Source organism: Candidatus Accumulibacter propinquus, from assembly GCF_056856495.1.
The window spans coordinates 2,182,049-2,206,928 of record NZ_JBSEHC010000003.1 but is presented as its reverse complement, the minus strand read 5'-3'; the positions used below and the strand labels follow the sequence as shown (position 1 = coordinate 2,206,928).

Here is a 24,880-nt window from a genome sequence, read left to right as displayed (position 1 = left end):
GGGGTAGCGAAAGAGGAGATTGTTTCGCATGCCGAGGGGCTCGGTTTTGATCCATCTCAAGTCTGGGCTGCAAGCTGTCGCAGTCAGCACCCGAACCGACAGCTAGCGGGATTCGCTGACGATGCGCCCATGCAGAGGTTGCGCGGGCCGCATGTTGTCGACAAAGTGCGCGCGCCAATGGGCAAGTTGCCCTGCAGACACCTGCAACGGCTGCTTCATCACTACCCAGGTCACCCCCTCGGTGCATGGCGATGCTGTCAGTGATCCCTGATAACGGTAATACGCATGGCCGGGAGGCAGCAGGCGACTGACGTCGAACGTGCCATCGACGACCTGGTCACCGTCCCCCGACGCCGGAATTCTGGTCCACAGGTCCGCCAGCGAGGGATTCTCGGCTCCCTGGCGAAAGAGCACCACCACCGCCAGCAATTGCCCGCGGCCGCTCCTGTGCAGCAAGTGAGCGGAGAGCGGAAATTCCTCTCCGGCCACACGCTCGCCGCCTGGGGTATGGAAATGAAGCTGCTGGAGACGGTAAGCGGCCTTACCGATCAACAGGCGGCTGTCATTCGCGAAGCGCACGCGCAAGGTGTGACCGTCGTTGGCGATCCGCAGCGGCGCGGGGCGGTAATCAAACTCGAGCGCCGGCGCGGCTGTTTTGACCGGAGCGACGATATCGATCGGCGACTGCCGGTGCCCATCCCGGCACAACAGACTTTCCGAGCTTGCGGCGACCGGCTGCAGGAGCAACGCCACGACTAGCGCGGCGATGCGTGTCTGCACGGCCCGGCTCATGCCTGCCTGGCAAACCGGCTGCGCACCGGCGACCAGCCCTGGCAAGGCCTGGCCGCGGCCGGGTGCACCGATGATTCACCGCCGGGCACCAGCGACTGCCGGCTATGGCAGATTCTGCGCAGTGCGGTCACGTCGAAGGGGCTGCTTCGCCTTGGGGACCCTGTGGCCCAGGCGGCCCTGCGGGGCCCTTCGGACCGGCGGGCCCTTGCGCCCCCTTCGCACCGGTTGCACCCTGCGGCCCGACGGATCCGTCCGCACCCTGTGGTCCACTCGGGCCCGCCGGCCCGGCCGGCCCGGGAGCACCGGGAGCACCCTGGGGACCTGCCAGGCCACGATCTCCCTTGGCACCTGCCGGTCCCTGGTCGCCCTTGACCCCTGCAGGCCCCGCTGGCCCGACCGGGCCGGGCTCGCCCGGCACTCCCGGATCACCCGGCGACCCCGCCGGGCCTTCCTTCAGACTGAGTTGCGCCAGTTGCTGCTCCAAAGCGTCGACGCGATTCTGCAGGACCTGCAGGGGATCGACGGCTGCTGCCTGTGGCTGCTTTTCGTCCGCCCTGGCGGACTTCTTTTTATCCTTTGCTTTCGACAATGTAGGTCTCCTCTGAAAATCGGCATGCGCGGAGCGACGCGGCATCAAGACTCCGACCACTAGTAATACCCGTAAAGGGTGGTCCGGTCAATAGAGTTGCCACTGTCGACCGATTTCATGCCGATTGCCATGCCAACTACCCCAAGCCTTAAAGTTTGTAAGCGGTATTCTCTTCCACGATTTGCAAAAAATCATGACATAAAACTAATCCGGTCAGCCTGCGCCGCCTTACCAGCTGACGGCTCTTCGGCCAAGGATTTGGTAGAATCGCGCGTTTCCTTCAAACCTCATCATCCTCTGGGAGCTTGCCGTGCATATCGTCTGCCTCGATCTTGAAGGCGTACTCGTCCCCGAAATCTGGATCGAGTTCGCCACGCGCACCGGCATTCCTGAGCTTCGCCGCACCACGCGCGACGAGCCGGACTACGACAGGCTGATGAAGTATCGCCTGGCGATCCTGGCGGAGCACAAGCTCGGACTTCCGGACATTCAGCGGGTCATCGCGGCGATGGGGCCGCTCGACGGAGCCCGCGCCTTCGTCGACGGGCTCCGCGAGGATTACCAGTTGATCATCCTGTCGGACACTTTCTACGAGTTTGCGCATCCACTGATGCGCCAGCTCGGTTGGCCAACGCTCTTCTGCCACAGCCTCGAGGCCGACACCAACGGGATGCTGGTGAACTACCACCTGCGCATGCCCGATCAGAAGCGGGAAGCAGTGCGACGCTTCAAGGAACTCCGCTTCACGGTGGTTGCTGCCGGTGATTCGTACAACGACACGGCAATGCTCGGCGAAGCGCACGCCGGCATCCTCTTCCACCCGCCCGAGAAGGTCATCGAGGAATTCCCGCAGTTTCCGGTAACGCTTTCCTACGCCGAGCTGCGTGCCGAAATCGACCGGGCTTTCGGCGCGCATGCCCGGGCGAAAGGCTGATCGACCGATGCATGCGCAGCGTTTCTACACCTTGTCTGGCTCATGCCCCGACCAGATCGGCATCATTGCGCGCGTTTCCGGCTTCATTGCCCAACATCGCGGCTGGATCCTCGAGTCGAGCTATCACGCCGACAGCGGCAATGGCGAGAATGACAGCCGCTATTTCATGCGCATGGAAGTCAAGGCCGATTCGCTGCCCTTTCATCTGGCCGAGTTCCGCGAGCGTTTCCGACCACTGGCCGACGAATTGGCCATGGACTGGAAAATCAGCGATTCGGCGGTGAAGCGACGCGTCGCGATCATGGTCAGCAAGCAGGAGCACTGTCTCTACGACCTGTTGTCGCGCTGGCAATCGAAGGAACTCGACATCGAGATTCCCTGCGTGATCTCGAACCACGACGCCTTCCGGGCGCTGGTCGAATGGCACGGGATCCCCTTCCACTACGTGCCGATGAACCCGAACAACAAACAGTCCGCGCATGCCGAGATCAGCCGCATCTACGACGAAGTCAAGGGCGACACCATGGTCCTCGCCCGCTACATGCAGATTCTGCCGCCGGATTTCTGTGACCGCTACCCTGGACAGATGATCAACATCCACCATTCCTTTCTGCCCAGCTTCGTCGGCGCGCGGCCTTACCACCAGGCCTATCAGCGCGGCGTCAAGCTGATCGGTGCAACCTGCCACTACGTCACCAGGGAACTGGACCAGGGGCCGATCATCGAGCAGGACGTGATTCGCATCGACCATTCGGATTCAATCGAAGACATGGTTCGCTACGGCAAGGACATCGAGAAGGCCGTACTCGCGCGCGGACTGCGCTATCACCTCGAGGACCGCGTGCTGGTGCACGCCAACAAGACGGTAATCTTTCGCTGAATTACCGCATACGGATGGCGATGCCACGAGACTGTGCCGACAGTAGCCGGCTCGCCGTTACCAGCAACGTCGGCAGTTCCGCCGGCAACGGGAAATACGGGGGATACCGAAGTGCCGGCACCCTGTTCAGTTCAAGCGGATGCGCATCCGTCTCGCCCCCGATGTCATTGACTTATTTTGCCGGACCATCGACTGGAGTTTCATCTGCATGATCACCCTCAGGAGCGTCAGCCTGCGCCGCGGCGCCAGGGCCCTGCTCGACAATGCTTCGGTCACCATCAACCCCGGCGAACGCGTCGGGCTGGTAGGTCGCAACGGCGCCGGCAAAACGACCTTGTTCGCCTTGCTCGATGGCAGCCTGCACGAAGACGCCGGTGAGTTCTCGCGCCCAGCACAATGGCGCCTGGCGCAAGTCGTGCAGGAGATGCCGTCGAGCGCTTGCAGCGCGACCGACTTCGTGATCGAAGGCGACACGGCCCTGCTCGCTGCCCAGCAGGAAGTGCAGCTGGCTGAAAGCAACGGCGATGGCGAACACCTGGCGCACGCCTATATGGCCTTGCACGACGCCGGCGCACACGACGCCCAGGCACGCGCGCAGGCACTGATCCTCGGCCTGGGCTTCAAGAGCAGTGAACTGAACAATCCGGTCGACAGCTTCTCCGGCGGCTGGAGAATGCGCCTGCAGTTGGCACGTGCGCTGATGTGTCCTTCGGATCTGCTGCTGCTTGACGAACCGACCAACCACCTCGACCTGGATGCCCTGGTGTGGCTGGAAACCTGGCTCAAACGCTATGAGGGGACGATGCTGGTGATCAGTCACGACCGCGAGTTCCTCGATGCGGTGAGCAACGTGACCTTGCACCTCGAAAATGCGAAATTGACACGGTACGGCGGCAATTACAGCACCTTCGAAGAAACCCGCGCGCAGCAGATCGACCTGCAGCAGAACGCCTATCTCAAGCAACAGGACAAGATTGCCCATCTGCAGAGCTTCATTGCCCGCTTCAAGGCCAAAGCCACCAAAGCGAAGCAGGCGCAAAGCCGGGTGAAGGCGCTCGAAAGAATGGAACGTTTGGCCCCGGTACTGACCAGCGCCGACTTCACCTTCGAGTTCAAGGAACCTGCCAACCTGCCGAACCCGATGCTGGTCATGAGCGACGCCTGTTTCGGCTACCCCCCGCCGGTCGATGCCGTGGCCGGCACGCCGCCCACGATGATCGTCCGCGGGGTCAACAAGTCGGTGCTGGCCGGCCAGCGCATCGGCATCCTGGGCGCCAACGGGCAGGGCAAATCGACGCTGGTCAAGACCATCGCCCGTGAACTGAAGGGGCTCGGCGGCTTCGTCAGGGAAGGCAAGGGACTCAACATCGGCTACTTTGCCCAGCAGGAGCTGGATGTCCTGCGACCGCACGAAACGCCCCTGCAACACCTTGTGCGGTTGGCCAAAGAAAGCTCGCCAACCGGCCAGGCAGACCGCGAACAGGACCTGCGCAGTTTCCTGGGCACCTTCAATTTCAGCGGCGACATGGTCAAGCAGGCTGTCGGGACGATGAGCGGTGGCGAAAAGGCCAGGCTGGTCCTGTGCATGATCGTCTGGCAACGCCCCAACCTGCTATTGCTCGACGAGCCGACGAACCACCTGGACCTGACTACCCGCGAGGCACTTTCGATGGCGCTCAACGAATTCGAGGGCACGGTCATGCTGGTCAGTCACGATCGCTCACTGCTGCGTTCGGTATGTGACGAATTCTGGCTGGTCACACGCGGTGGCGTGGAGAACTTCGCCGGCGACCTGGACGACTACCAGCGCTACCTGCTTGAGGAGGCCAGGCGGAACCGCGAAAGCCTCCGCGAGTCGCAGAAGAACGCCAGGGCCCCGTCCCAGCGACCGCCGTCGGGCGGCGGCGAGTCTGAACGCAAGAGTGCAGGCAATCTCAAAGCCCTGCAGCGTGATCAGGGACAGGTCGAGAAGCAGTTGCTCGACCTGCAAACCGAGCAGCACTCGCTGGAAGCGCGCTTGTCAACGCCACTGTCGGCGCCGGAGTTGGCCGACGTTGGCAGACGCCTGCAGCGGATCACCGAGGAACTGACCGAACGGGAAGAGATCTGGCTGGGACTCGCTGATCGGATCGACGCGCTAACCCGGCAGGCCGCAACCTGAGGCGGGCCGGCAAATTTTTAGAGCAGAGATGGAGCACGGCATGAAACTGGAGTTGGCGGAGTGGTCATCGACGATCGAAGTGGGTGTCCCGACGATCGATGCGCAGCATCGGCAATTATTCGAACTTGCCGCCAGCTTCAGGGGTAATGGCGACCAGATCCGGGTGCTGAAATCCCTGGCCATGCTGACTGAATACGTGAAGGTGCATTTGCACGAAGAGGAGGAGTTGATGGCCGCCTGCCACTACTCCGGCCTGGAGGCACATCGGCTGCTGCACGCGGATTTTCGCCAGATGCTGTACGAACTGCTGGAGAACGCCAAGCAGATGACCCTTGACGAGATCGCCGAGGAGGTCAAGTTCCTGATCAACGGCTGGTTCTACAACCACATCCTGGTCGCCGATTTCGCCTACATGCCGAGCGTGCGGGCTAAGTTCGGGTCGACGCCGAAGCCCACGTGAGATCCGTCACTTTGCCTGTTGTCTGGCAGGGTTAGCATTTATCGCTCAAGGGCTCTCGCAGTCCTCCGGAGCACGCATCCGGACGACCGTGCCGAACCCGCAACGCGCGTCCGATCTGCATCAATCGCTTGGCTCCAGCTTGCTCTGGGCGAAAGGCCATGAAGTTACTTCAGACTCTTTCATTGCGGCAGATGCTCACCGTGCCGTATGTCGTACTGGTTCTGCTGCTCGCAGCCGCCATCGGCGGCCTGTCGTATTCGGCCGGGCGGGTGGCGGTTGACACCTTGTCAAACCAGTTGCTGTCGGAGATGGTTCACCGCATCGCACAGGCGGTAGAGCGGCATGTCTTCGGGGCCGGGGCAGTCCTTGAAACGGCATTTCCCGGTGGCGTGCCCGCCCCGGCAGACATCAAGGACGATTTCGACAAACTGCGAACGCGCTTCTGGCTGGCGACCTCGGTACACCGCGATCCGAACAACTATGCCTACTACGGCGACCGCAACGGGCAATTCTTCGGGCTATGGCGTCACTCCGATACAGAGGCTGAGTTACGCCTGCGCAGCAGTGGCAACGGGCCACGCACGGTTTATCGTTTCACCGGTATCGATGGCGAGTTGCGGGAGCCGGTACGCGAAACGCGCGTCTTCGAGCCGCGTGAACGCCCATGGTTCAAATCGGGCCAGAGCGCCGCCCTGCACACCTGGACATCGGTCTATATCGATTTCAAGACCGAGCAGTTGGTTGCCACGCGTGCGCGACGGGTGAACAACGCACAGGGGGAATTCCAGGGCGTGGTCGCCACCGACCTTTCGCTGCAACACGTCAACGACTTCCTGCACTCGCTGAAACTCACGGCCAACGGCATCGCCTACGTGGTCGAGACCGACGGCAATCTGATCGGAGCTTCGCGTGGCCCACATCTGCAGCGAGTGGTGGCCGGAGGCAACGTGCGGCTCAACGTGGAGGCCAGCGACGATCCCCTGGTCGTCGCCAGTTATCGCGAGATTCGCAAGCTGCTGCGACATGCCACCGAACCTTCGCAAGCCCGAACCGCGGTGTTTGAAACCAGTGACAGGCAGCAGGTGGAGGCTGCTTACGCCCGCATTCAGGATGCCGCTGGACTGGACTGGATCATCGTCGTCGCCGTCCCACGCAGCGACTTCCTGCTCGAGGTTACGGACAACTTCAAGCGGACCGTGGCGCTCGCCTTGTTGGCGTCTTTGATGACCATCGTCATCGGTTTCATGGTGCTGTCGGTGGTTGACCGCGATCTCAAGCAACTGGCGGCAGCAGCGCGCAGCGTCGGCAACGGTGATCTCAACGCCTCATTCGACGTCGCGCGCAGCGATGAAATCGGTGACCTCGCGAAGAGTTTCCGGGCCATGCAGAGCAAGCTCCTGAGCGACAGGCTGACCGGGCTCGCCAACCGCGAGGCTTTTCTGCGACGCGTCGACGACCGCCTGGAACAACAACACCAATCCCCTGAACCACGCCCTTTCGCCATTCTGTTCATCGACCTCAACGATTTCAAGCATATCAATGACAGCTATGGCCACGACGTCGGCGACAAGGTCCTGCAGGAAATGGCACAAAGGATGCTCGGCGGCCTGCGCAGCCGCGACCTCGTGGCACGTTATGCCGGCGACGAGTTCGTGGTCATGCTGGATTCAGTCGGCAACCGTGCGGACGCCGAACGTGCCCGCAGCCACCTGGAAGAGCTGCTCGGCGCGCCGCTGCTGGCGATCGATCCGGCATCCCTGCGTTCTAGAGCCGGTGCCTCGGTCGGCCTGGCGATGTATCCCGAGGACGGGCAGGATGTCGAGTCGCTGGTGCAACGCTCCGATGCCGACATGTATCGGCGCAAACAGGCGGGTCAACCCGGTCGGGCAGGACCCGGCTGAGGTTTTGATGCCGGTTCGAGGCGCGTTGCGGTGACAGAACGTCGCCGACAACTTGAGCACTGTGCCCGCAGCGACCACCAGCGCATGATCGTCGTATCGGCTTTCCTCTACGCCGGCATGAACCAGCGCTGACCCTTGTCACCCACTTCACGCAGCGGATAACCGTATAGCCGGCTCAGCGAGTCGCTGTTGACCACTTCGCCGCAGGGACCCAGCTGGGTCGTGCCGTCGTCGAAAAGGAGCAGGGCATGCGTGCAGAAACGCGCCGCCAGACCGGGTTCGTGCAGGACCATCACGCAGGCCAAGGGCTGCTCTCGGGCGAGCCTGGCAAACAGCTCGAGCGTGGCGATCTGGTGGTTCAGGTCGAGATGGGCGAGTGGTTCATCGAGCAGATAGAGTTGCGGCGCCTGCGTCAGCAGGGTGGCGATCGCCAGCCTCTGCCGCTCACCGCCGGAAAGCGTCTGCACATCGCGCTGCGCAAGTTCGGCGAGACCAACGGACGCCAGCGCCTGACGGGCAATGCGGGCATCGGTCTCGGATTCCCAATCCCAGCGGGCCAGGTGCGGGTGACGCCCAACCAGCGCGGTTTCAAGTACGGTGGACGAGAAAGCCTCACTACGCTCCTGCGGCAACCAACCGCGGAGAAGCGCGCTGGCGCGTGCGCCGAGATCCGCGTAGCTGCGTCCGGCGAGCAGCACTTCGCCCGCTTCCGGTTCCCGTAGACCCGCCAATACCGACAGCAGGGTCGACTTGCCGGCACCGTTGCGGCCCAGGATGGCCAGACATTCGCCCGCATGCACGGCCAGGGACAACTCGCGACAGAAGACGCGCCCCGCAATGCCGACTCGCAGTCCGCGGCTGCTCAGGAGGGGGGCTACGCCGGACATCTCAGTGCCGACCGGGTGCAGCGCGGGTCAACAGAAACAGGAAGACCGGCACGCCGATCAACGCCGTGAGCACGCCTACCGGCAGTTGTTGCGGCGCAAGCAGGGTCCGCGCCAGGGTGTCGGCGACCACCAGCAGGCTACCGCCGGCAAGCACCGAAGCCGGCAGCAGCAGACGCTGGTCATTGCCGGCGGCGAGGCGAACCAGGTGCGGCACGATCAGCCCGATAAAGCCGATCGCCCCGGCATGCGTCACCGCGGCGGCAGTTGCCAGCGAAGCAAGCAGATAGACACCGCGGCGCAACGGGCGAACCGCGACCCCCAGCGCCTGGGCAACGTCGGCACCGCGCGCCAGCAGATTGAGTTCACGGGCAAACGGCAACGCGATCAGCAGGACCAACAAGAGCAGCAGCAGCACCAGTTGGGGATCGCCGGTCTGAGACAGGTCACCCATCAGCCAGAAGAGCATCCCGCGCAGCCTGTCTTCGGGGGCAATGGCGAGCATCAAGGTGACCACGGCGCCACAACCGGCGGCAACGATCACCCCGGTCAACAGCAGGCGCGACTGCGTCCAGCCGCCTTCACCATGCGCCAGACCGAACACCAGCAACATCGCGCCGAGTGCTCCGACGAACGCCAGACCGTTGATCCCGCCCACGCCGAAACCAAGAACGATCGCCAGGAGTGCGCCGATGCCGGCGCCACCGGAAATCCCCAGCACATAGGGATCGGCAAGCGGGTTGCGCAACAACACCTGCAGCAGCGCGCCGGCAAGCGCCAGCAGGCCGCCACAGGCGAAACCGGTGAGTGCCCGCGGCAGGCGCAGGCTGCGCACCACGTCACCGGCCGTGCCGCCGCCGTCACCAACCAGGGTCGCCAGCACCTCGGCCGGGTTGATGGCAATGCTGCCCACCATCAGCGCCATGGCAATGCACAACTGCGACAGTGCGGCAAGCACGGCCAGAATCAGCAACGCACGGCGACGGGTGGGCATACGCGTTCCTACTTCGGCGCGTAACGAACACCGACGAAGACGTTCGCCCCGGCGGTGGCATAATTGTCGGCAGTCTCGTAATACTTGTCGAAAATGTTGTTGGCGCGCGCAAAGAACACCCAGTCGCGCTGCAGACGGTAGTCGGCGTAGAGGTTGACCAGACCATAGCCCCCGAGTCGGACGCGGTTGGCCGGGTCCTCGTAGCGGTTGCCCACCAGTTGCCACTCGCCACGCAGTTCCCAGTTACCGACGCTTCGGCTGAGGTAGCTGCTCATCTGCTGTTCGGCACGGCGCGCCAGCCGGTTGCCGTTGTTGGGCCCTTTCTCCTCGTTACGCGGATCGAGAAAATCGACGGCAACCCCGCCTGCCCACTCCGTGAAGCGCCCATCGTAGGTCAACGTGACACCGCGTAGCAGCGCCTGGCTGACGTTCACCGGCGCGAAGGTTGGTGGCCGAAACTCGATCAGATCGCTCACCTCATTATTGAAAATGACCGCCGAAGCACGATGGCCGCCCTGCTCCCAGTTGACGCCAAGCTCGGTGTTCCTGGCCCTCTCGGGTTTCAGATCGGGATTGCCGCCGGCAAAGAAGAAACTGGCGGGAAAGTAGAGCTCGTTGAAGGTCGGCGCGCGGAATGCCGTCCCATAGGCGATGTGCGCACGCCATTGCGGTGTGAATTGGTAGCCATAGGATGCCGAACCGGTGGTTTCTCCGCCGAACTGCGAATTGTTGTCACGCCGCAAGTTGAGCTGCAACCGGTGTTTATCGAGGTTGCCGTTCCAGCCGGCAAGCCAGGACCCAATCGTGCGCTCGCTGACCGTATACGCGGTGCTGCCGGAAACCCTTTGCTTGGTGTACTCGGCCGCCAGCAGCGCCTCGCCAACCGGAAGCCGGAAGTCATTCTGCCACGACAGCAGGTCCATATCGGTGCGGAAGGTAGCGTCTCTGACATTACCTACATAGTCCTTGCTGGCGTCGGTACTGCGACCGAGGCGCAAGGTGCTGGTCCACGCCGAATGCAGACGATTGCGCGAGTAAATCGAGTAGGAGCCGACGCTCTGATCGCTGCTGTAGTTCTGCGCCGCCCCCAACGCACTGAAGTCATTGGCGTCGTAGCGGTTGGTGCCGCTGCTCGCCAGCAGATTCACCCCGATCTCCTGACCACTTGCCGGGCGAACGGAAAAGTTGGCACTCAGATTCTTGTTGTAGTAGCCATCGCGGTCGCGATTGTAGGACGCGTTCCGCCTGTTGTTGCTGGCGTTGAAGCCGTCGGTGTCGAGATAGCCGGCTTGCACACTATAGGAAACGACATCCGTTCCCCCGGCAACGCCGACGCTGGTATCGGTCGTATTGTATGAGCCGTAACCACTACTGGCATTCAATCGCGTCGGGCCTTCGCCGCCGCGGGTGAAGATCTGGATCACACCACCGATGGCGTCGGCCCCGTAGAGCGACGACGCCGGGCCACGCAGGATTTCGACGCGCTCGATCTGGTCCAGCGGAATGCGCGACAATGCCGCGCTACCGGTGGTTGCTGAGCCGATGCGCTGCCCATCGATCAACACGATCGATTGATTGGTGCTGGCGCCACGGATGAAGACACCACTGTTGGTGCCGGCACCGCCGTTGGCCACATACTGGATTCCCGGTTGGCGGGCCAGCAACTGCGCCAGCGTAGACTCCCCGGCCTGGTCGATTTCTGCGCGCGTGATGACCGACACATCGCTGGTCAACTCATTGGTGCGTGTCGCCTGTCGGGTCGCCGTGACCACAATCGAATCGAGTTGCTGATCGGCGGCATGCGGCGAAGTCGAGAACAAGGCAGCGACGGTTGCGGCGAGTGTCGCGGCAGAAGCTGCGCGCGATGGGTTTGGATACATGACGGATTTCTCCCTGTTGCCGACAAGCGTCCCCGCAAGTCGGCGAGCCATAAATACGGACTTGCGCGAGGGAGAACAGGCGCGCAAGCGGCGAGCGTTCCGTGTCCGCTTCCCCGCGACACTTCCGTCCAGTGGTGTGCGAAGGCCGGTATCCGGGCTCGCAAGTCTTGACATGTCGCCTTCCCAGGTTTCCACCCAGTGGCATTTCGACACACCCACACTCGCTTACCGTTGCGGGGGCAGCACAGGCATGGTGTTTGATGAACACACACGCACCTGTTTCCCGTTTAACCGCGGCAGCGAAGCTGCGCAGCGGCACCTTGCACGATCTTCCGCAGTCCGAGGACTGCGGAAGGACGCATTATAGCTCGCCCACACCGTGCCGATTGAAGTTCGCCACCAAATGCGCCGTGCACGCAACAAACCTGATCCCTGTGCGTCGCTTACACCTTGACCGGACGGCCATGTTGAATCTATAGTCTGGCCCATGCTGAATGAACTGAACACACTCGAGAGCAAGATCTCCCAGGTGGTCGCGCTGTGCCACAGCCTGCGCACCGAAAATGACGGACTCCGCGAGCAACTCGCGGCGACTGAAGCCGAGAACGAGCGCCTCGCTGAACGCATGGCCGCAGCCCGTTCCCGGATCGAACAACTGGCCGAACTACTGCCCGAATTCAAGGCCTGAAAATTCTTACCTGATGCCCAACGAAACCAATTTTCTCGACATCACCCTGCTTGGCAAGGAATATCGTGTTGCCTGTCCACCTGATCAACACGCGGCGTTGCTGAACGCGGCAGCCTATGTTGATGGCAAGATGCGCGACATCGCCGAGAAGACGAAGAGCAATCTAGCCGAGCGAATTGCAGTCATGACGGCACTCAACATCGCCCACGAGCACCTCGGGCTCAATCAGGAGGCAGCACAACAGAATCAGAAAAATGAATTCGAATTAGGGCTGGACATGGACGCCGTTAAGCGTAGAATCTTTTCCATGGAGGCAGAGTTGGAGTCGGTGCTGAAAGCTGAATAGAGGATGGCATCGCTGTTTTTGGCTTCCAAGAGAGTTCCCTGCGGTGTTTGTTAAGGTCATAAATTCCTTGAACCAATGTAGATTGGCATTGGTTGCGGACCATAGAAACCGCTGTTGTGTGCACCCCCAGTCGGGAGTACCTGATGCGGAAGGGAAGTGACCTAACTGAACCCAGGTTCAGGATGCCGGCCTGACGGCACTCGCGGGGACAAGATTCAAAAGCGCGGAACTTCGGTTCCGCGCTTTTTTTGTCCCCGTTTCTGCTGGTCCCCGTTTCTGCTGGTATCCCAATTCCGGAAATCCCGAAGAACCATCCTTGGTTCAAGGTGGTTCCGGGCCTTGCTCCCGCTGCCGGCTCCGATGCTGACCGGCAGAATGGTCACAGACCAGCGTTCAGCCAGGAGCCGCGAGCAGGAAATCCTGGACCATGCGCACCTGCGATTCCTCTAGGAACATCGGTGCATGGCCAACGTCCGGCACCTCGACGAGTTTCGCCTGTGGCCCTCTGGTGGTCATCTCGACCGCCGTGGCATGCAAGAGGATGTCCGACTGGGCGCCGCGAAGCACCATCGTCGGGCAACGAATGGCATCGTACATGGGCCACAGACTGACTTCCTTGGCTTCCAGGAAAGCCTTCTGGTAAGGCGCGGCGATGGCCCGGTCGTAGCTCATCTCGAAACCGCCACCCGGCTTCGGGCGCGTTCCGACCACGGTCATGTAGCGCCATTGCGCATCGGTAAGCTTGCCGAAGGGTGCACAGACGAGACGCACATAGGCTTCGGCCTCGGCGAGGTCTGCGAAATCCGGCGCCTTGCCGAGATATTCACCAATCCTTTGCAGCGCGTCGAGGGCGATCAGCGGCCCAACATCGTTGAGCACCATGCGACTGATCGGCGAGCCCGGAAGGCTCGCGAGAAACATGCCAATCAGCCCACCCATCGAGGTCCCAAGCCAGTGCACCGAATCCACACCAAGGCGCGCGATCAATACCATCATGTCGTTGGCGTAGGTCGGCAAGGCGTAGTCGTCGGAAAAGAACAGGCGATCACTGCGCCCACGCCCCACCACATCCGGACAAACAACCCGATAGTCGCAGGCCAGCGCATTGGCCAGAACGTCGAAGTCACGCCCGTTGCGAGTCAGGCCGTGCACACAGACCAGCACGCGTTCATTCGCCGGATCGCCCCACTCAGTGTAGGCCATGCGGTGCAACCCATGCGGGCCCAGGCACGACACCGATCCTTCGCGCATCGCCTGCAGGCGGCAGCCGGCCTCTTGCCCGCGCCGCGCGCTGACCACCAGTTCCTCGAAATCCTTGAGTATCGCCATGATTAAGCCCTTTGATCGTTCAACTTCGGTTCATCAGAGTATCCCGAGTATCCCCGGATCCAGTGAAGGAAGTCAATCGCCGACACCCCACGCCAAGACCGGTAACCCCGGCAGCGACGCCCGTCATGGCACACTGGACTGCTCAGGCGCGTTTCCGCCCGCTGATCATCGCGCGCACGAGGTTCTCGCGGTGCAGGAGACTCTCCCAAACCACCCCGAGCAGATGTCCGGCGACCAGCAACAGTGTGCAGTTGGTCGCTGCCTCGTGCGCTTCCTTGATGGCGTCGATCGTTGCGTCACTGCTCTCGACCAGCAGCGCAGCCAGCGGTCCCATTGCCTTATCCGCGCCGTACAGTGCCAGACCGGTGACAATGGTTGCGGCCAGACTCAGCAGCAGAGCGACGATCATCGCGCCACCGGCAGGGTTATGCCCCAGGTAGCGTGCGGCGCGCAGGGTCAGCGCGTCCTTGAGATAGCCGAAGCTCTCGCGCGGGCCACGCACGAAATCGCTGAAGCGGGCATGGCGTGGGCCGACGAAACCCCAGACCACCCGCCAGAGCAACAAGCCGGCAATCAGATATCCGGCCCAAACATGTACAAGTTGCAGCCACTCACCGCTCAGGCGGTCCTGGAGTGCTTCGAACAACTCACCCTCGGAGAGGTAGGCCGCGCAGAAACTGATGACCAAGGTCCAATGAAACACGCGGACCAGCGGATCCCAGACCGGAATCTCGGGCAAATCGATAGCACTCATGGCTCGTTCTAGTAGTACCTCCCCGCCGACGGCAGAGAGGGAGGTCAATCGATCAGGCGATAGTTGCCTGGCGGATTACTTGCTGTCTGCGGCAACCAGCGCCCCGGTACTGATCTCGTAGTGTACCTCCCACTTCTTGCCGTCGCTGCCGTTGATCTTCACTTCCCAGGTCTTCTTGCCCTTCTTGGTATCTTCGTAGACCTTGGTCACTTCACCCGGATGCGCCTTGAGCGCCATCTCGACGGCCTGCTCCTTGGTGATGGTCTGTACGGGAGCCGCCACGGTGGCGGGAGGTGCGTTCTTGGCGTCGGCAGCAAAGGCGGTGCCGGCAAAGGCACTGGCCAGCACCAACAGGGCAGCGGCGCGAAGTGTGGTCGTCTTGTTCATTCGTAATGTCTTTCAGTAATACTGCAGGGTGGGAGCCGTGGCCATGCTGCTCCGGTCGTTGTTCCGGGCCAGCACAGTGCCACTCTAACCTGCCATCCTTAAGTCAATCTTAGTCGCCCGACAGATCCTGACCACGCTTCGGCGAACGCACCCGTGTCACCATCGACGCTGCGCACGGCCGGACCGGATCACACCCCCGGCTGTAGCACCACCGTTACCTCGACTTTGCGCCCTGCCCTGAGCACTTCCAAAGGCACACGGTCACCGATGCGGTGTTCGTCGAGGCGAGCGAGCAGTTTGCCAACCGAGTCCACCGGCTTGCCATCGACTGCGGTAATCACGTCTCCCGGCACGATGCCGCCATCCGGGGAGAGCGTGGCCCCCTTGAGCCCGACGATGTCCGCGGCAGAACCTGGGGCGACACGCAGGATGACCACGCCTTCGACCCCCATCAGCCTCTTCAGACGGGTGTTGAGACCCTCGTCCCCTTCAATGCCCACGACCGGTCGTACATACTTGCCACCGGCAATCAGTTGCGGCACGACGCGATTCACCGTATCAACGGGGACGGCAAAGCCAATCCCGGCGCTTGCACCACTGGGACTGTAGATTGCCGTGTTGATGCCGATCAGTCGCCCCGCCGAGTCGAGCAGCGGCCCCCCCGAATTGCCGGGGTTGATCGCGGCGTCGGTCTGGATCAGATGCTCTATCGTGCCACCCTTCTCGCCGCCCAGGGAGCGGTCGAGGGCCGAAATGATGCCAGTCGTGAGGGTCCAGTCGAGACCAAACGGATTGCCAATGGCAAACACCTTCTGCCCGACCTTCAGATCGGCGCTGCGACCAATCGGGACCGCCGGCGGCCGCCTGAAACCGACACCGATTCTGAGGACGGCAATATCGTGTGCTGGCGAAACCCCTACCAGCAACGCCTGGTAACTGCGTCCGTCGGCGAGTTTGACCGACGCTTCGCTGGCGTTCTCGATGACGTGATAGTTGGTGATCACATGTCCCGCAGCGTCCCGGATAAACCCTGAGCCGGCACCACGTGGCACCGTAAACACGTTACGTGTCCAGTAATCCCTGACCTGCGCCTTGGTCGTGATGAACACCACCGAATCGCGAGCGTGTTCGAACAATTCGATGTGGTGATCAGGACAATCGCTCGCCTTATCCGGGGCCGGCAGAGTGGACGCGGGCACGCAGGTCGTCGAGTTCTTCCATCAAATCCGCCACCAGTGCCGCCAGTTCCGGTACCGCCTCGAAATCGCGTTCCAGTTGTCGCATGCGTCGCGCGCGCCGCAGGCTGGGGCTGGAAAAACACCACACACCGGCGACGCTCTCGGCGTGAGGGAACAGCCCCTCCTCGATATGGCGCAGCAGCCACGAGGGTTCGACGGTACACGCGGCGGCCAGCTGTTCCAGGGTCAGCCAGCTATTCTCCATCAGGCTGCCGATCAGGATCTCCTCGTCACGCATGGCCTAGGTCCTCTCTTGTTGGCGTGGGTCGAAGGCGAGTTCCCGCGCCATGGTTTCGTACAGGGCGCGTGCTTTCGCCGTGGCAGCTGGCGGCAGTACCACCTGCAAATCGAGCAGCAGGTCGCCCGGCGGCGTGCCCGGGATACCCTTGCCGCGCACCCGCAATTGCCGCCCGCTCTGCGCGCCCTCGGGGATGCGGACCTTGACACTGCCTTGCGGCAGGGCGACCGCCACCACCGCGCCCAGGGCCGCCTCCCACGGCGCCACCGGCAGGCTGAGAGAGAGATCGCGCCCTTGCGCGCGGAACCGTGCATGCGGCCTGAAACGGACTTCCAGCATCAGATCTCCGGCCGCTGCGCCGCCGCTGCCCGGCGCACCCTGGCCGGCCAGGCGGATGATCTGGCCGGCATACACGCCTTGCGGGATTTTCACGTTCAGCGTACGTGTATCGAGCGTGACGCGCCCTTGCGCGTCAGTCCGCGGCGCTCGCAAGGAAATCTGGCGGGTGGCGCCCGTGAACGCGTCTTCGAGGTCCAGTAGCACCTTGGCATGGTGGTCTTCGCCGCGGGCCTGAAAATGTGCTCGCTGGCCTGGAGCAAAGCCGCGCGCGCCACCCATGCGACCAAAAAGCTCGGCAAAGAAGTCGGAAAAATCGGCGGCTTCGCCCGGCGCAAAACCGCGCCCCGAAAACTCGAAGCCGGCATCCCAGTCGGGCGGTGGCTGAAAGTCCTGTCCAGGTTGGTAGCCACGCCCCAACTGGTCGTAAGCGGCTCGTTTCTCGGGGTCGGAGAGCACCGCATTGGCCTCGTTGAGTTCCTGCATGCGCGCTTCGGCGTCGGCTTCCTTGGAAACATCCGGGTGATACTTGCGCGCCAACTTGCGGAATGCCTTCTTCACCTCCTCCGCCGTGGCCTCGCGCGGCACCCCGAGAATCTGGTAATAGTCCTTGAATTCCATACGCGATCCTCAATTTACAACGGTGGTGGCCCAAAGATAGCAAATGCAGACGGGCATCGCCATCAGGATATTGAAGTCTATCGAAAGGCCCCCAAATAGCAATCGCAGCGCCAGTCTTGGCGCCCCTAACCATCGTAAGGAGGACTGAACATGATGTACCGCTCCCTGTTTCCCCGCGACGTTTTGGCGGAACTCAACCGGTTGCAGCGCGAAATGCAACAGGCTTTCCACCTTTCCCCGAGCATCCGCGGTATCGCCCGTGGCGGATTCCCGGCGATGAATGTCGGCGGCACACCGCAGTCGGTTGATATCTTCGCCTTCGCGCCGGGTATCGACCCGGCCACTCTAGACGTGCAGATCGAAAAGGGTGTGCTGACGGTTGCCGGCGAGCGCAAGCGTGACTTGCCCGGCGAAGAGGCCACGGTGCACATCGACGAGCGTTTCGACGGCCGCTTCCGGCGAGTGGTCACCCTGCCCGACGATGTCGATGCCAACGCCGTAGACGCCAAGTACCGCGACGGCGTGCTGCGTATCAGTATCGGTCGCAAGCAGTCCGCGCAACCACGCCGTATCACCATTCAGTAAGGAGGATCGAACATGTCCGACAATAGCCCCGCCGTCAAGAAAGAAACCACCGCGGACGAAGCCGCGCTGCTGCCGCCGGTCGATGTCGTTGAGGACGCTTCGGGAATCACCTTGTACGCCGACCTGCCCGGTGTACCCAAGGAGAAGCTGAATCTGCATGTGGAGGCCGACACGCTGACGATCGAAGGTGAGATCGATCTGGAAATGCCAGGCGGCATGGAAGCCAGCCACGCCGAAGTCAGCCTGCCGCGTTACCGTCGGGTGTTCACCCTGTCCAAGGAACTCGACGCGAGCAAGGTCAGCGCCGAGTTCAGGAACGGCGTACTTAAACTCGCGATCCCGAAAGCCGAACACGCGCAACCACGCAAGGTCGAGGTCAAGATCTTGTGATCCGCACGGGCGGGGGCACACCCCGCCCGCCGAAACACATCCCGAAGCCAGGACCACCAGAGGGAACTGGCTCCTGAAGACTGTGGATATTCCCCGCCAGCACCTCTCGTACCTCCGCGATGTCGGCCGCTCAGGGCGAATTGCGGATCCCCCCGGCAGCGGTACGCCGCAAGCATTCGAGGTAAGCGGTCGCATCAATCGGTGCACCCTGCCGTTGAGCATGCCACAGCGCTTCGCCGAGACATTCGAGGAATGCGTGTTCAGTTGCATGCACGTCGAGGCGACCGCGCAGGGTCTGGTAGGCGGCACGAATTCCGGGCGGCTGGTCGATACTGATCTGCTCGGCGACAGCCAGATGCAGTGAAAGGTGGAGAAAGGGGTTCATTTGCCCGTTCTCGGGCGTAAATTCCTGCTCCAGCGCGGTTGTCGGGTTTTCGAGGAGGGCGTGGTATTCGGGATGGTGCAGGATCAGATCGGCGGCCGTGACCTCGGCGCCTTCCAGAAGCACGCGCTCCCGATACTTTCGCCAGGCTTCGCAGAAGAACTGACGTACCTGATCACGACTGGGATTGAACATCGGCTTTCGCTGTTGAGGTGCTGATCAAGGCGGTGACCACGGCATTCTGCAGCAAGCGACTGCCGCACCCCGGGCGCGGCGCGATCTGCCCGGTGCCGTAGCTGCCGATCAACGGCAAGCCTGGAAAACGGCGACGTATGCAGTCGACGTCATGGTCTTCGCCGCCGTAGAAATAGGGGCCGCGGCCGATACAGGAGAACATGATCGCCGCCACCGGATCGGGTACTGCGACTGCCAGGCGGTCGACGCTGCGGTGCATGTCTGCGGCGGTCGCCTGTGGTGTGCGCATCGCCCAGGCGAGTCGCTGCCCCGGCGCCACACGCTCGGCCAGGGTCAGCGACTTGTCCGGGTTCGCCGCGATGATGGCAATCGGGTGATAGGCGGCTTCGTCGAAGGCATATCGCTCGCCGACACTTCCCAGGTCGTCGATCAGGACGGCGCACAGCGAAGCCAAAGGCAGCTTCGCCTGCCTGTGATGGTTCCCCGGCAGGCAGCGCAGCAATTGTTCGAGCGCACTTTCCCCACCCATCCTGAGCAGATCGTAAGCGCGGCTGCTATCGACCGCTGTCGGCTCGCCGAGGAGGCGCCAACCCCGGGAGACGCCGATGTCGATCCGGGTACCAAAAATCTGCACGTTGCAGTGTCCGGCCAGACGGCTTTGCTGCCAGGCAACGGGTTCGACGTGCCCTGGGTGCCCGGCGAAGCTGCCACCGAAATGCTTCTCGCGTGCATCGCCCCAGGCGCACGGAAAATGGCTGCCTGCATAGCTCAGGCTTGGCTCGACCGAATCTGCGGTGGCTTCCCGATGACCCAATGCGAGGCGACCGGCAAACACCATCACCGCGGCGGCCGGTCGATCGAGGACCCAACCGCTTTCGGTGAAAACGCCGGCAGCAATGCCCCCGGCGAGTTGGATGCAGCGCGCCGCACGCGCCACGGCGGTGACGGTGCGCTGCGCGTCCCGCGAGAAGTCCGGGGTCAGAAACAGCAGCACACCGTTGGCCTGACGTTCAGCGGTCTTGGCAAGTGCTTGCCGAAAGGCTTCTTCAGCGAGCGCGGGCAGCGCGTCGTTGCCCACGACCAAGGCGCTGGCAACGCTCATCGGGAGGGTGCCGCAGCCGCGTCAGCACTCTTCTCGGGATAGGCACAGAGGTCGGCGATGTCGCAGCGCCAGCACTCGGGGCGGCGCGCCTTGCAGACGTAGCGCCCATGCAGGATCAGCCAGTGATGGGCCGAATGCCTGAACTCTTCGGGCACCGCCTCAAGCAGTTCGCGCTCCACAGCCAGTGGCGTCCTGCCAACGGCCAGGCCGGTACGCCTGGCGACCCGGAAAATGTGCGTGTCGACGGCAATTGTCGGCTCACCAAAGGCGATGTTGAGGACCACATTGGCCGTCTTGCGGCCAACCCCCGGCAGGGCTTCAAGGGCCACGCGCGAGCACGGCACCTCGCCAGCATGCCGGGCGAGCAACTGCTGACAAGTGGCGATGATGTTCCGGGCCTTGCCCTGATAGAGGCCGATGCGCTTGATGTACCCGGCCAGGCCGCTCTCACCAAGAGCCAGTATGGCCTGCGGGGTTGGCGCGTCGGCAAAGAGCTGGCTGGTGGCGAGGTTGACGCTCTTGTCGGTGGCCTGCGCGGACAGGATGACGGCGATCAGCAACTGGAAGGTCGTAGCGTAGGTCAGTTCGGTGAGCGGGTCCGGATTCGCGGTCCGCAGGCGGACGAAGAGGTCATGACAGCGTGTGCTGTCCATCTTCTGCGACCCCGGCACCGCCTCCTCAGGCATGGTCGGCGGCCGTCAGCGGCGAATGCTGCGAGCCGGTCTTGCGCGCAGCTGCGCGGGCTTCGACCCAGTTCTTCCAGGCAATCAGGCAGCCAAGCAGGATGAAGGCTCCGGGTGGCAGTATCGTCAGCAGGAAGCCAGGGTAGTCGGTCGGCAACAACTGCAGTGGCCGCAGTGCCGGAAAAACCATGTCGATCCCTGAAAACAGCGTGCCGGCGCCGATCAACTCGCGCAGACCACCGAGCAAGGCCAGCGTCCATAACATGCCGACACCCATGAAAACGCCGTCGAAGATCGATTGCAGAGGCGGATTCTTGTTGGCGAAGGCCTCGACGCGGGCGAGCACGATACAGTTGGTGACGATCAGCGGGATAAAAATGCCCAGCACCAGGTAGAGGTCATGGAACTGGGCGTTGAATACCAGATCGACGACGGTCACCAGGGCCGCGACGATGAGAATGAAAACCGGGATGCGAATCTCATGCGGAATCAGGTTGCGCAGCGAGGCCACGGCAGCATTGGAGATCGCCATGACGACGATCGTCGCCAGCGACAACATGACGCCATTGACCAGATTGGTGGTCACCGCCAGTAAAGGACAAAGGCCAAGAATCTGCACCAGGCTGGTGTTCTGGTTCCAGACACCGTTGGCTTTGATCTGGCGGAATTCTTCGCGGCTGATCATCTCGTCCCTCCTGGACCTGGCATCGAATGGGCATCAGCAAAGAGTTGCCCGCGATTCTCGGCGACGTAGCGCAACGCCTTGTGCACGGCCTTGATCACGGCTCGCGGCGTGACCGTTGCGCCGGCAACCGAGTCGAAGCGACCATTGTCTTTCCTGACCCGCCATTCCCGGTCGACCACATTCGCCAATGAAAGGCCGTCGAACTGACTGATCCAGGGATGTTCCTTGTTCTTGTCCTTGCGAGGGTCGATGTAGTCGCCGAGGCCGGGCGTCTCCTTGTGCTGCGTGACGCGCACGCCGAGCAGCGTGCCGTCGGCAGCGACGGCGAGCAACAGCCGGATTTTTCCCGAATAACCATCAGGTGCAACGGCTTCGAAGACCAGTGCACTGAGCTTCTCGGCCTTGCGTGCGCGATACGCCATCGACGCCTCGTCGAGGCCGAGAGCGGGGATGGGCGCGAGTTGCAGGCGGTCCTGCAGGAGATCGTTGTCGTAGACTTCTCGCGGCAGCACCTCCGCGATCAGTTTCATCTTTTCGGTCGCCGCCGCGGCTTCGATCGCCGGCTGGGTCCACAGGAAAGCGGCAGCCAGCAGACTGGTGAACACCACCACGAAGATCAACAGGATGACCGCCGTGCGCACCGCCATGCGGGCAGCGGCAGGTGGTGTCCTCACCGGCAGCGTCATCGCTCGTTCTTCATGCCGAAAATCGGCGGCTGAGTGTACATGTCGATCAGCGGCACACAGAGATTCAGCAGCAGAACGGCAAACGCGACGCCGTCCGGATAGCCGCCGAAGACGCGAATGATGTAGGTGGTCAATCCGGCCGAAAAACCGAAAATCAGTTTGCCCCTGCTCGTCGTACATCCAGAGACCGGATCGGTGACGATGAAGAAAGCGCCCAGCATCGCGCCGCCGGAAAACAGATGAAACAGCGGATCGGCGAACTGCTGCGGGTTCCAGACCCATAAGGCGCCAGCCAGCAGCGACAGGCCGGCGATGAAGCCGAGCGGCGCATACCAGCCAACGATCCTTCGCTGCCACAACCACAACCCACCGAAAAGATAACCGGCGCTGACCCACTCCCAGCCACGACCGGCGAAATTGCCGAACATCTCCTGGCTGCTCAACAAGGTCTGCACATCGACGTTGCCCTCGCCGAGTTTCAAACCGGTCTTCAATGCGTCGAGCGGGGTAGCGCCGCTCATCACGTCGATGCGCGGCGCAAGACCGGCAATGATCTGGACCTGTTCCGCGAGACTCAGCTTGAGACCGAGCGCCGGCCATTGCGACATCAAGGCCGGGAACGAGACAATGCATACGGCGAAGGCGATCATCGCCGGATTGAAGGGATTCTGCCCCAGTCCGCCGTAGAGGTGTTTGGCGACGACGATCGCACAGAGGGTTCCGACAACGACCAGCCACCACGGCGCCAGGGGTGGAAATGCCAGTGCAATCAGCCAGGCGGTGACCAGCGCGCTGCCATCGCTCAGGAACAGCGTGAGCGGCTTGCCACGAACCCATAACATCAGCGCCTCTCCAACCAGCGCCGCAAGGCTGGCAATCAGGAGCTGCAGCACGATACTCGCGCCGACCAGCCAGACGTACGCGGCGATCCCGGGCAGCAGTGCGGCAAGAACCTGCAGCATCACCCGTCGCACACTGGTCTGCGCGAGCACGTAGGGCGGTGTGGAGAAGTCCATCACTCGGTGGGGTGCTCCGGTATTGTCAGGGCTTCCGGGGGGGAGCCTGCCGGCTGGGCGGCCGAAGTCAGTAGCGCCAGCCGTCTGGCCTCGATGGCGGCAATCTCCTGCTTCTGTTCGGCGGTCAGTTGTTCGGTGTTGCGGGGGAGCACCGCTGCGCGCTGGGCACGGGCGCGTTCCATCGCGGCGGCAATCTTGGCTTTCCTGACCGCCTCGGCGTCGGTCGCCGGCGCCGCCTCAGCAGCCGGCAACGCCGCAGACGTGACCGTCTCGGCTTGCGCCGGTGCAACCTTCTTCTCTGAGGTCCTGGCGGCAGCAGCCTTGGCCAATCGCTCGGCTTTCTCGGCCTGCTCGCGCTCGGCACGCGCGTTGCGCAGTTCGAAACGCGCCTTGGCGGCGTCCGCAGCCTGCTTTTCCTTCTCGCGCGACCAGATTTCACTCTTGGCAAAGCGGAAGTACTGCACCAGCGGAATGTGCGATGGGCAGACGTAGCTGCAACAACCACATTCGATGCAGTCGAAGATATGGTATTCCTGAGTCTTCCCGAAGTTCCGGGCGCGCGCGAACCAGTACAGTTCAAAGGGTTGCAACTCGTGCGGACAAACGTCGGCGCAGGCGCCGCAACGGATGCACGGCATCTCCGGCGGGTTCGGCGGAAACAGGTTCGGCGAACCCGCGATAATGCAGTTCGTAGCCTTGACCACCGGCGCCGCGAGGTCACCGATTTCAAAACCCATCATCGGCCCGCCCATCAGATAGCGGCTGGTGTCGGCTTTCGGCTTGCCGAGCGCGACCACATCCCGCATCGGGGTACCGAGTAACACTTCCCAGTTGCGCGGCTGTTCGACATTGCCGGTCAGGGTGACGATGCGTGAAATCACCGGCTCACCATGGGCCAGTGCACGATAGGCGGTATAGGCCGTGGCCACGTTGAAACACTGCACACCGAGCTCGGTCGAGCGCTTGCTGGCCGGAACTTCCTTGCCGGTAAGCACACGGATCAACTGCTTGGCGCCGCCGGCCGGATAGCGTGTCGGGACGGCAACCACTTCATGGTCCTCGCCAAGGCGCCGCACCGCGAGCTGCATGGCGGCAACGGCTTCGGGCTTGTTGTCCTCGATACCGATCAGCACTCTTCGGGCCGCCAGCAGGTCACGGAAGATGGCGGCGCCGCGCACGATCTCCTCGGCACGCTCGCGCATCAGCAGGTCGTCGCAGGTCATGAAAGGCTCGCACTCGGCGCCATTGATCACCAGGTGTTCGACGGGCACGGTGCGGGCCGCGGTCAGCTTGGCATGGCTCGGAAAAACAGCCCCGCCAAGGCCCACGACGCCCGCGTCGCGCAGCAGCTCGCGCACACGTTCGGGAGCCAGACTGCGGTGGTCGAGCGGCGTACGGGCAATCCACTGCTCACGACCATCCGGCTCGATGACCACCGACAAGGTCGGCAGGCCGGAAGGATGCGCGGCCACATGCTGCTCGACAGCCAGCACGGTGCCGGACGTCGGCGCATGCACCGCTGCCGACATCCAGCCGTCGGCAGCACCGATCACCTGCCCTTTGAGCACCTGTTCACCGGCCTGCACCAGAGGATTCGGCGCACCGCCGAGACTCTGGTGGAGCGGCACGTACAAGCGTAAGGGCATCGGCACCTGACCAATCGGCGACTGCACCGAAGGCGCCTTGCGGGTCTGTGGCTTGACGCCCCCCTTGAAACTGAACAGTTGCTGCAACATTCCGGGCA

The 24,880-nt window shown here is 62.7% G+C and carries 26 protein-coding genes and 1 riboswitch; of the genes, 9 read left to right on the top strand and 17 right to left on the bottom strand.

The genetic code is table 11. The features are described 5' to 3' along the window. Positions 1–102 precede the first annotated feature (102 nt). Positions 103–780 (bottom strand): carbonic anhydrase, encoded by a 678-nt coding sequence (locus AC15MQ_RS15915; RefSeq protein ID WP_483080592.1) that lies wholly within the window; start codon positions 778–780, stop codon positions 103–105. A gap of 911 nt (positions 781–1,691) precedes the next feature. On the opposite strand from AC15MQ_RS15915, the gene thrH reads away from it, so the two are divergent. The 5 genes from thrH to AC15MQ_RS15890 all read left to right on the top strand — a co-directional run bounded on the left by thrH (position 1,692) and on the right by AC15MQ_RS15890 (position 7,717). Beyond that, positions 1,692–2,315: a bifunctional phosphoserine phosphatase/homoserine phosphotransferase ThrH gene (thrH, locus tag AC15MQ_RS15910; protein WP_287653901.1), complete on the top strand. Its 624-nt coding sequence runs from the start codon at positions 1,692–1,694 to the stop codon at positions 2,313–2,315. A 7-nt stretch (positions 2,316–2,322) separates the two neighbouring features. Further along, positions 2,323–3,195, top strand: a complete 873-nt coding sequence (gene purU, locus AC15MQ_RS15905) for a formyltetrahydrofolate deformylase (protein WP_287653900.1) — start codon at positions 2,323–2,325, stop codon at positions 3,193–3,195. 208 nt (positions 3,196–3,403) lie between these two features. Further along, a complete protein-coding gene (locus AC15MQ_RS15900) occupies positions 3,404–5,356 on the top strand; it encodes an ABC-F family ATP-binding cassette domain-containing protein (protein ID WP_332335836.1) in 1,953 nt (650 codons plus the stop codon). Between the two features lie 40 nt (positions 5,357–5,396). Continuing rightward, positions 5,397–5,816: a bacteriohemerythrin gene (locus AC15MQ_RS15895; protein ID WP_287653898.1), complete on the top strand. Its 420-nt coding sequence runs from the start codon at positions 5,397–5,399 to the stop codon at positions 5,814–5,816. 158 nt (positions 5,817–5,974) lie between these two features. Next, a complete protein-coding gene (locus tag AC15MQ_RS15890; RefSeq protein ID WP_483080591.1) occupies positions 5,975–7,717 on the top strand; it encodes a diguanylate cyclase domain-containing protein in 1,743 nt (580 codons plus the stop codon). A gap of 107 nt (positions 7,718–7,824) precedes the next feature. Here AC15MQ_RS15890 and AC15MQ_RS15885 read toward each other — a convergent pair whose 3' ends face one another. The 3 genes from AC15MQ_RS15885 to AC15MQ_RS15875 are packed head-to-tail and all read right to left on the bottom strand — an operon-like array spanning position 7,825 to position 11,475. Beyond that, positions 7,825–8,604 carry an ABC transporter ATP-binding protein gene (locus AC15MQ_RS15885; RefSeq protein WP_483080590.1) on the bottom strand — a complete coding sequence of 260 codons (780 nt, stop codon included), beginning with the start codon at positions 8,602–8,604 and terminating at the stop codon, positions 7,825–7,827. A gap of 1 nt (position 8,605) precedes the next feature. After that, positions 8,606–9,595 (bottom strand): FecCD family ABC transporter permease, encoded by a 990-nt coding sequence (locus tag AC15MQ_RS15880; RefSeq protein ID WP_287653895.1) that lies wholly within the window; start codon positions 9,593–9,595, stop codon positions 8,606–8,608. Positions 9,596–9,603: 8 nt separating this feature from the next. Then, positions 9,604–11,475 (bottom strand): TonB-dependent receptor domain-containing protein, encoded by a 1,872-nt coding sequence (locus AC15MQ_RS15875; protein ID WP_483080589.1) that lies wholly within the window; start codon positions 11,473–11,475, stop codon positions 9,604–9,606. A 126-nt stretch (positions 11,476–11,601) separates the two neighbouring features. Continuing rightward, a riboswitch (cobalamin riboswitch) is annotated at positions 11,602–11,813 on the bottom strand. Positions 11,814–11,962: 149 nt separating this feature from the next. Between AC15MQ_RS15875 and AC15MQ_RS15870 the strand changes: the two genes are divergently transcribed. Further along, positions 11,963–12,163, top strand: coding sequence for a hypothetical protein (locus tag AC15MQ_RS15870; RefSeq protein ID WP_287665577.1), 201 nt, complete (start codon positions 11,963–11,965; stop codon positions 12,161–12,163). Between the two features lie 13 nt (positions 12,164–12,176). Next, the gene (locus AC15MQ_RS15865) at positions 12,177–12,509 is read left to right on the top strand and encodes a cell division protein ZapA (protein ID WP_287653892.1); all 333 of its coding nucleotides are present in this window, start codon (positions 12,177–12,179) and stop codon (positions 12,507–12,509) included. Positions 12,510–12,902: 393 nt separating this feature from the next. On the opposite strand, the gene AC15MQ_RS15860 is transcribed toward AC15MQ_RS15865, so the two are convergent. The 6 genes from AC15MQ_RS15860 to AC15MQ_RS15835 all read right to left on the bottom strand — a co-directional run bounded on the left by AC15MQ_RS15860 (position 12,903) and on the right by AC15MQ_RS15835 (position 17,412). After that, a complete protein-coding gene (locus tag AC15MQ_RS15860) occupies positions 12,903–13,838 on the bottom strand; it encodes an alpha/beta fold hydrolase (protein ID WP_483080588.1) in 936 nt (311 codons plus the stop codon). 142 nt (positions 13,839–13,980) lie between these two features. Further along, the gene (locus tag AC15MQ_RS15855; RefSeq protein ID WP_287665576.1) at positions 13,981–14,592 is read right to left on the bottom strand and encodes a cytochrome b/b6 domain-containing protein; all 612 of its coding nucleotides are present in this window, start codon (positions 14,590–14,592) and stop codon (positions 13,981–13,983) included. A 75-nt stretch (positions 14,593–14,667) separates the two neighbouring features. Then, complete coding sequence (locus AC15MQ_RS15850) at positions 14,668–14,979, bottom strand: PepSY domain-containing protein (protein ID WP_483080587.1); 312 nt, start codon at positions 14,977–14,979, stop codon at positions 14,668–14,670. A gap of 188 nt (positions 14,980–15,167) precedes the next feature. Next, complete coding sequence (locus AC15MQ_RS15845) at positions 15,168–16,178, bottom strand: S1C family serine protease (RefSeq protein ID WP_483080586.1); 1,011 nt, start codon at positions 16,176–16,178, stop codon at positions 15,168–15,170. After that, complete coding sequence (locus AC15MQ_RS15840) at positions 16,147–16,455, bottom strand: chaperone modulator CbpM (protein ID WP_287654028.1); 309 nt, start codon at positions 16,453–16,455, stop codon at positions 16,147–16,149. Before AC15MQ_RS15840 ends, AC15MQ_RS15845 begins: the two co-directional genes overlap by 32 nt. Positions 16,456–16,458: 3 nt before the next feature. Next, on the bottom strand, positions 16,459–17,412 hold the full coding sequence (locus tag AC15MQ_RS15835) for a DnaJ C-terminal domain-containing protein (protein ID WP_287654027.1): 954 nt from the start codon (positions 17,410–17,412) through the stop codon (positions 16,459–16,461). Positions 17,413–17,562: 150 nt separating this feature from the next. Between AC15MQ_RS15835 and AC15MQ_RS15830 the strand changes: the two genes are divergently transcribed. Then, complete coding sequence (locus AC15MQ_RS15830) at positions 17,563–17,997, top strand: Hsp20/alpha crystallin family protein (protein ID WP_287654025.1); 435 nt, start codon at positions 17,563–17,565, stop codon at positions 17,995–17,997. A 12-nt stretch (positions 17,998–18,009) separates the two neighbouring features. Beyond that, positions 18,010–18,387, top strand: coding sequence for an Hsp20/alpha crystallin family protein (locus tag AC15MQ_RS15825; protein WP_287654024.1), 378 nt, complete (start codon positions 18,010–18,012; stop codon positions 18,385–18,387). A gap of 130 nt (positions 18,388–18,517) precedes the next feature. Here AC15MQ_RS15825 and AC15MQ_RS15820 read toward each other — a convergent pair whose 3' ends face one another. From AC15MQ_RS15820 to rsxC, 7 genes are read right to left on the bottom strand one after another with little or no spacing between them, the layout of a single operon-like run. Beyond that, a complete protein-coding gene (locus AC15MQ_RS15820) occupies positions 18,518–18,964 on the bottom strand; it encodes a DUF1841 family protein (protein WP_287665569.1) in 447 nt (148 codons plus the stop codon). Then, positions 18,945–20,066 (bottom strand): FIST C-terminal domain-containing protein, encoded by a 1,122-nt coding sequence (locus AC15MQ_RS15815; protein ID WP_332335829.1) that lies wholly within the window; start codon positions 20,064–20,066, stop codon positions 18,945–18,947. The genes AC15MQ_RS15820 and AC15MQ_RS15815 overlap by 20 nt, the downstream gene beginning before the upstream one ends. Beyond that, a complete protein-coding gene (gene nth / locus AC15MQ_RS15810) occupies positions 20,063–20,719 on the bottom strand; it encodes an endonuclease III (RefSeq protein ID WP_287654034.1) in 657 nt (218 codons plus the stop codon). The genes AC15MQ_RS15815 and nth overlap by 4 nt, the downstream gene beginning before the upstream one ends. Positions 20,720–20,744: 25 nt before the next feature. Beyond that, positions 20,745–21,434: an electron transport complex subunit E gene (locus AC15MQ_RS15805; RefSeq protein WP_287665564.1), complete on the bottom strand. Its 690-nt coding sequence runs from the start codon at positions 21,432–21,434 to the stop codon at positions 20,745–20,747. Continuing rightward, on the bottom strand, positions 21,431–22,120 hold the full coding sequence (gene rsxG, locus AC15MQ_RS15800) for an electron transport complex subunit RsxG (protein WP_287654020.1): 690 nt from the start codon (positions 22,118–22,120) through the stop codon (positions 21,431–21,433). Before rsxG ends, AC15MQ_RS15805 begins: the two co-directional genes overlap by 4 nt. Next, positions 22,117–23,136: an RnfABCDGE type electron transport complex subunit D gene (locus AC15MQ_RS15795; RefSeq protein WP_287665926.1), complete on the bottom strand. Its 1,020-nt coding sequence runs from the start codon at positions 23,134–23,136 to the stop codon at positions 22,117–22,119. Before AC15MQ_RS15795 ends, rsxG begins: the two co-directional genes overlap by 4 nt. Beyond that, positions 23,136–24,872 (bottom strand): electron transport complex subunit RsxC, encoded by a 1,737-nt coding sequence (rsxC, locus tag AC15MQ_RS15790; protein WP_287665562.1) that lies wholly within the window; start codon positions 24,870–24,872, stop codon positions 23,136–23,138. Before rsxC ends, AC15MQ_RS15795 begins: the two co-directional genes overlap by 1 nt. Positions 24,873–24,880: the final 8 nt, after the last annotated feature.

What these genes read in the sequence shown, in the direction of transcription:
- AC15MQ_RS15865 (WP_287653892.1), top strand. Translation starts at nt 12,177, where the DNA reads ATGCCCAACGAAACCAATTTTCTCGACATCACCCTGCTTGGCAAGGAA.
- AC15MQ_RS15885 (WP_483080590.1), bottom strand. Translation starts at nt 8,604, where the DNA reads ATGTCCGGCGTAGCCCCCCTCCTGAGCAGCCGCGGACTGCGAGTCGGC.
- AC15MQ_RS15855 (WP_287665576.1), bottom strand. Translation starts at nt 14,592, where the DNA reads ATGAGTGCTATCGATTTGCCCGAGATTCCGGTCTGGGATCCGCTGGTC.
- AC15MQ_RS15825 (WP_287654024.1), top strand. Translation starts at nt 18,010, where the DNA reads ATGTCCGACAATAGCCCCGCCGTCAAGAAAGAAACCACCGCGGACGAA.
- AC15MQ_RS15895 (WP_287653898.1), top strand. Translation starts at nt 5,397, where the DNA reads ATGAAACTGGAGTTGGCGGAGTGGTCATCGACGATCGAAGTGGGTGTC.
- nth (WP_287654034.1), bottom strand. Translation starts at nt 20,719, where the DNA reads ATGGACAGCACACGCTGTCATGACCTCTTCGTCCGCCTGCGGACCGCG.
- AC15MQ_RS15840 (WP_287654028.1), bottom strand. Translation starts at nt 16,455, where the DNA reads ATGCGTGACGAGGAGATCCTGATCGGCAGCCTGATGGAGAATAGCTGG.
- AC15MQ_RS15835 (WP_287654027.1), bottom strand. Translation starts at nt 17,412, where the DNA reads ATGGAATTCAAGGACTATTACCAGATTCTCGGGGTGCCGCGCGAGGCC.
- rsxG (WP_287654020.1), bottom strand. Translation starts at nt 22,120, where the DNA reads ATGACGCTGCCGGTGAGGACACCACCTGCCGCTGCCCGCATGGCGGTG.
- AC15MQ_RS15820 (WP_287665569.1), bottom strand. Translation starts at nt 18,964, where the DNA reads ATGTTCAATCCCAGTCGTGATCAGGTACGTCAGTTCTTCTGCGAAGCC.
- AC15MQ_RS15860 (WP_483080588.1), bottom strand. Translation starts at nt 13,838, where the DNA reads ATGGCGATACTCAAGGATTTCGAGGAACTGGTGGTCAGCGCGCGGCGC.
- AC15MQ_RS15815 (WP_332335829.1), bottom strand. Translation starts at nt 20,066, where the DNA reads ATGAGCGTTGCCAGCGCCTTGGTCGTGGGCAACGACGCGCTGCCCGCG.
- AC15MQ_RS15850 (WP_483080587.1), bottom strand. Translation starts at nt 14,979, where the DNA reads ATGAACAAGACGACCACACTTCGCGCCGCTGCCCTGTTGGTGCTGGCC.
- AC15MQ_RS15890 (WP_483080591.1), top strand. Translation starts at nt 5,975, where the DNA reads ATGAAGTTACTTCAGACTCTTTCATTGCGGCAGATGCTCACCGTGCCG.
- AC15MQ_RS15900 (WP_332335836.1), top strand. Translation starts at nt 3,404, where the DNA reads ATGATCACCCTCAGGAGCGTCAGCCTGCGCCGCGGCGCCAGGGCCCTG.
- rsxC (WP_287665562.1), bottom strand. Translation starts at nt 24,872, where the DNA reads ATGTTGCAGCAACTGTTCAGTTTCAAGGGGGGCGTCAAGCCACAGACC.
- AC15MQ_RS15805 (WP_287665564.1), bottom strand. Translation starts at nt 21,434, where the DNA reads ATGATCAGCCGCGAAGAATTCCGCCAGATCAAAGCCAACGGTGTCTGG.
- AC15MQ_RS15880 (WP_287653895.1), bottom strand. Translation starts at nt 9,595, where the DNA reads ATGCCCACCCGTCGCCGTGCGTTGCTGATTCTGGCCGTGCTTGCCGCA.
- AC15MQ_RS15875 (WP_483080589.1), bottom strand. Translation starts at nt 11,475, where the DNA reads ATGTATCCAAACCCATCGCGCGCAGCTTCTGCCGCGACACTCGCCGCA.
- AC15MQ_RS15870 (WP_287665577.1), top strand. Translation starts at nt 11,963, where the DNA reads ATGCTGAATGAACTGAACACACTCGAGAGCAAGATCTCCCAGGTGGTC.
- purU (WP_287653900.1), top strand. Translation starts at nt 2,323, where the DNA reads ATGCATGCGCAGCGTTTCTACACCTTGTCTGGCTCATGCCCCGACCAG.
- AC15MQ_RS15795 (WP_287665926.1), bottom strand. Translation starts at nt 23,136, where the DNA reads ATGGACTTCTCCACACCGCCCTACGTGCTCGCGCAGACCAGTGTGCGA.
- AC15MQ_RS15830 (WP_287654025.1), top strand. Translation starts at nt 17,563, where the DNA reads ATGATGTACCGCTCCCTGTTTCCCCGCGACGTTTTGGCGGAACTCAAC.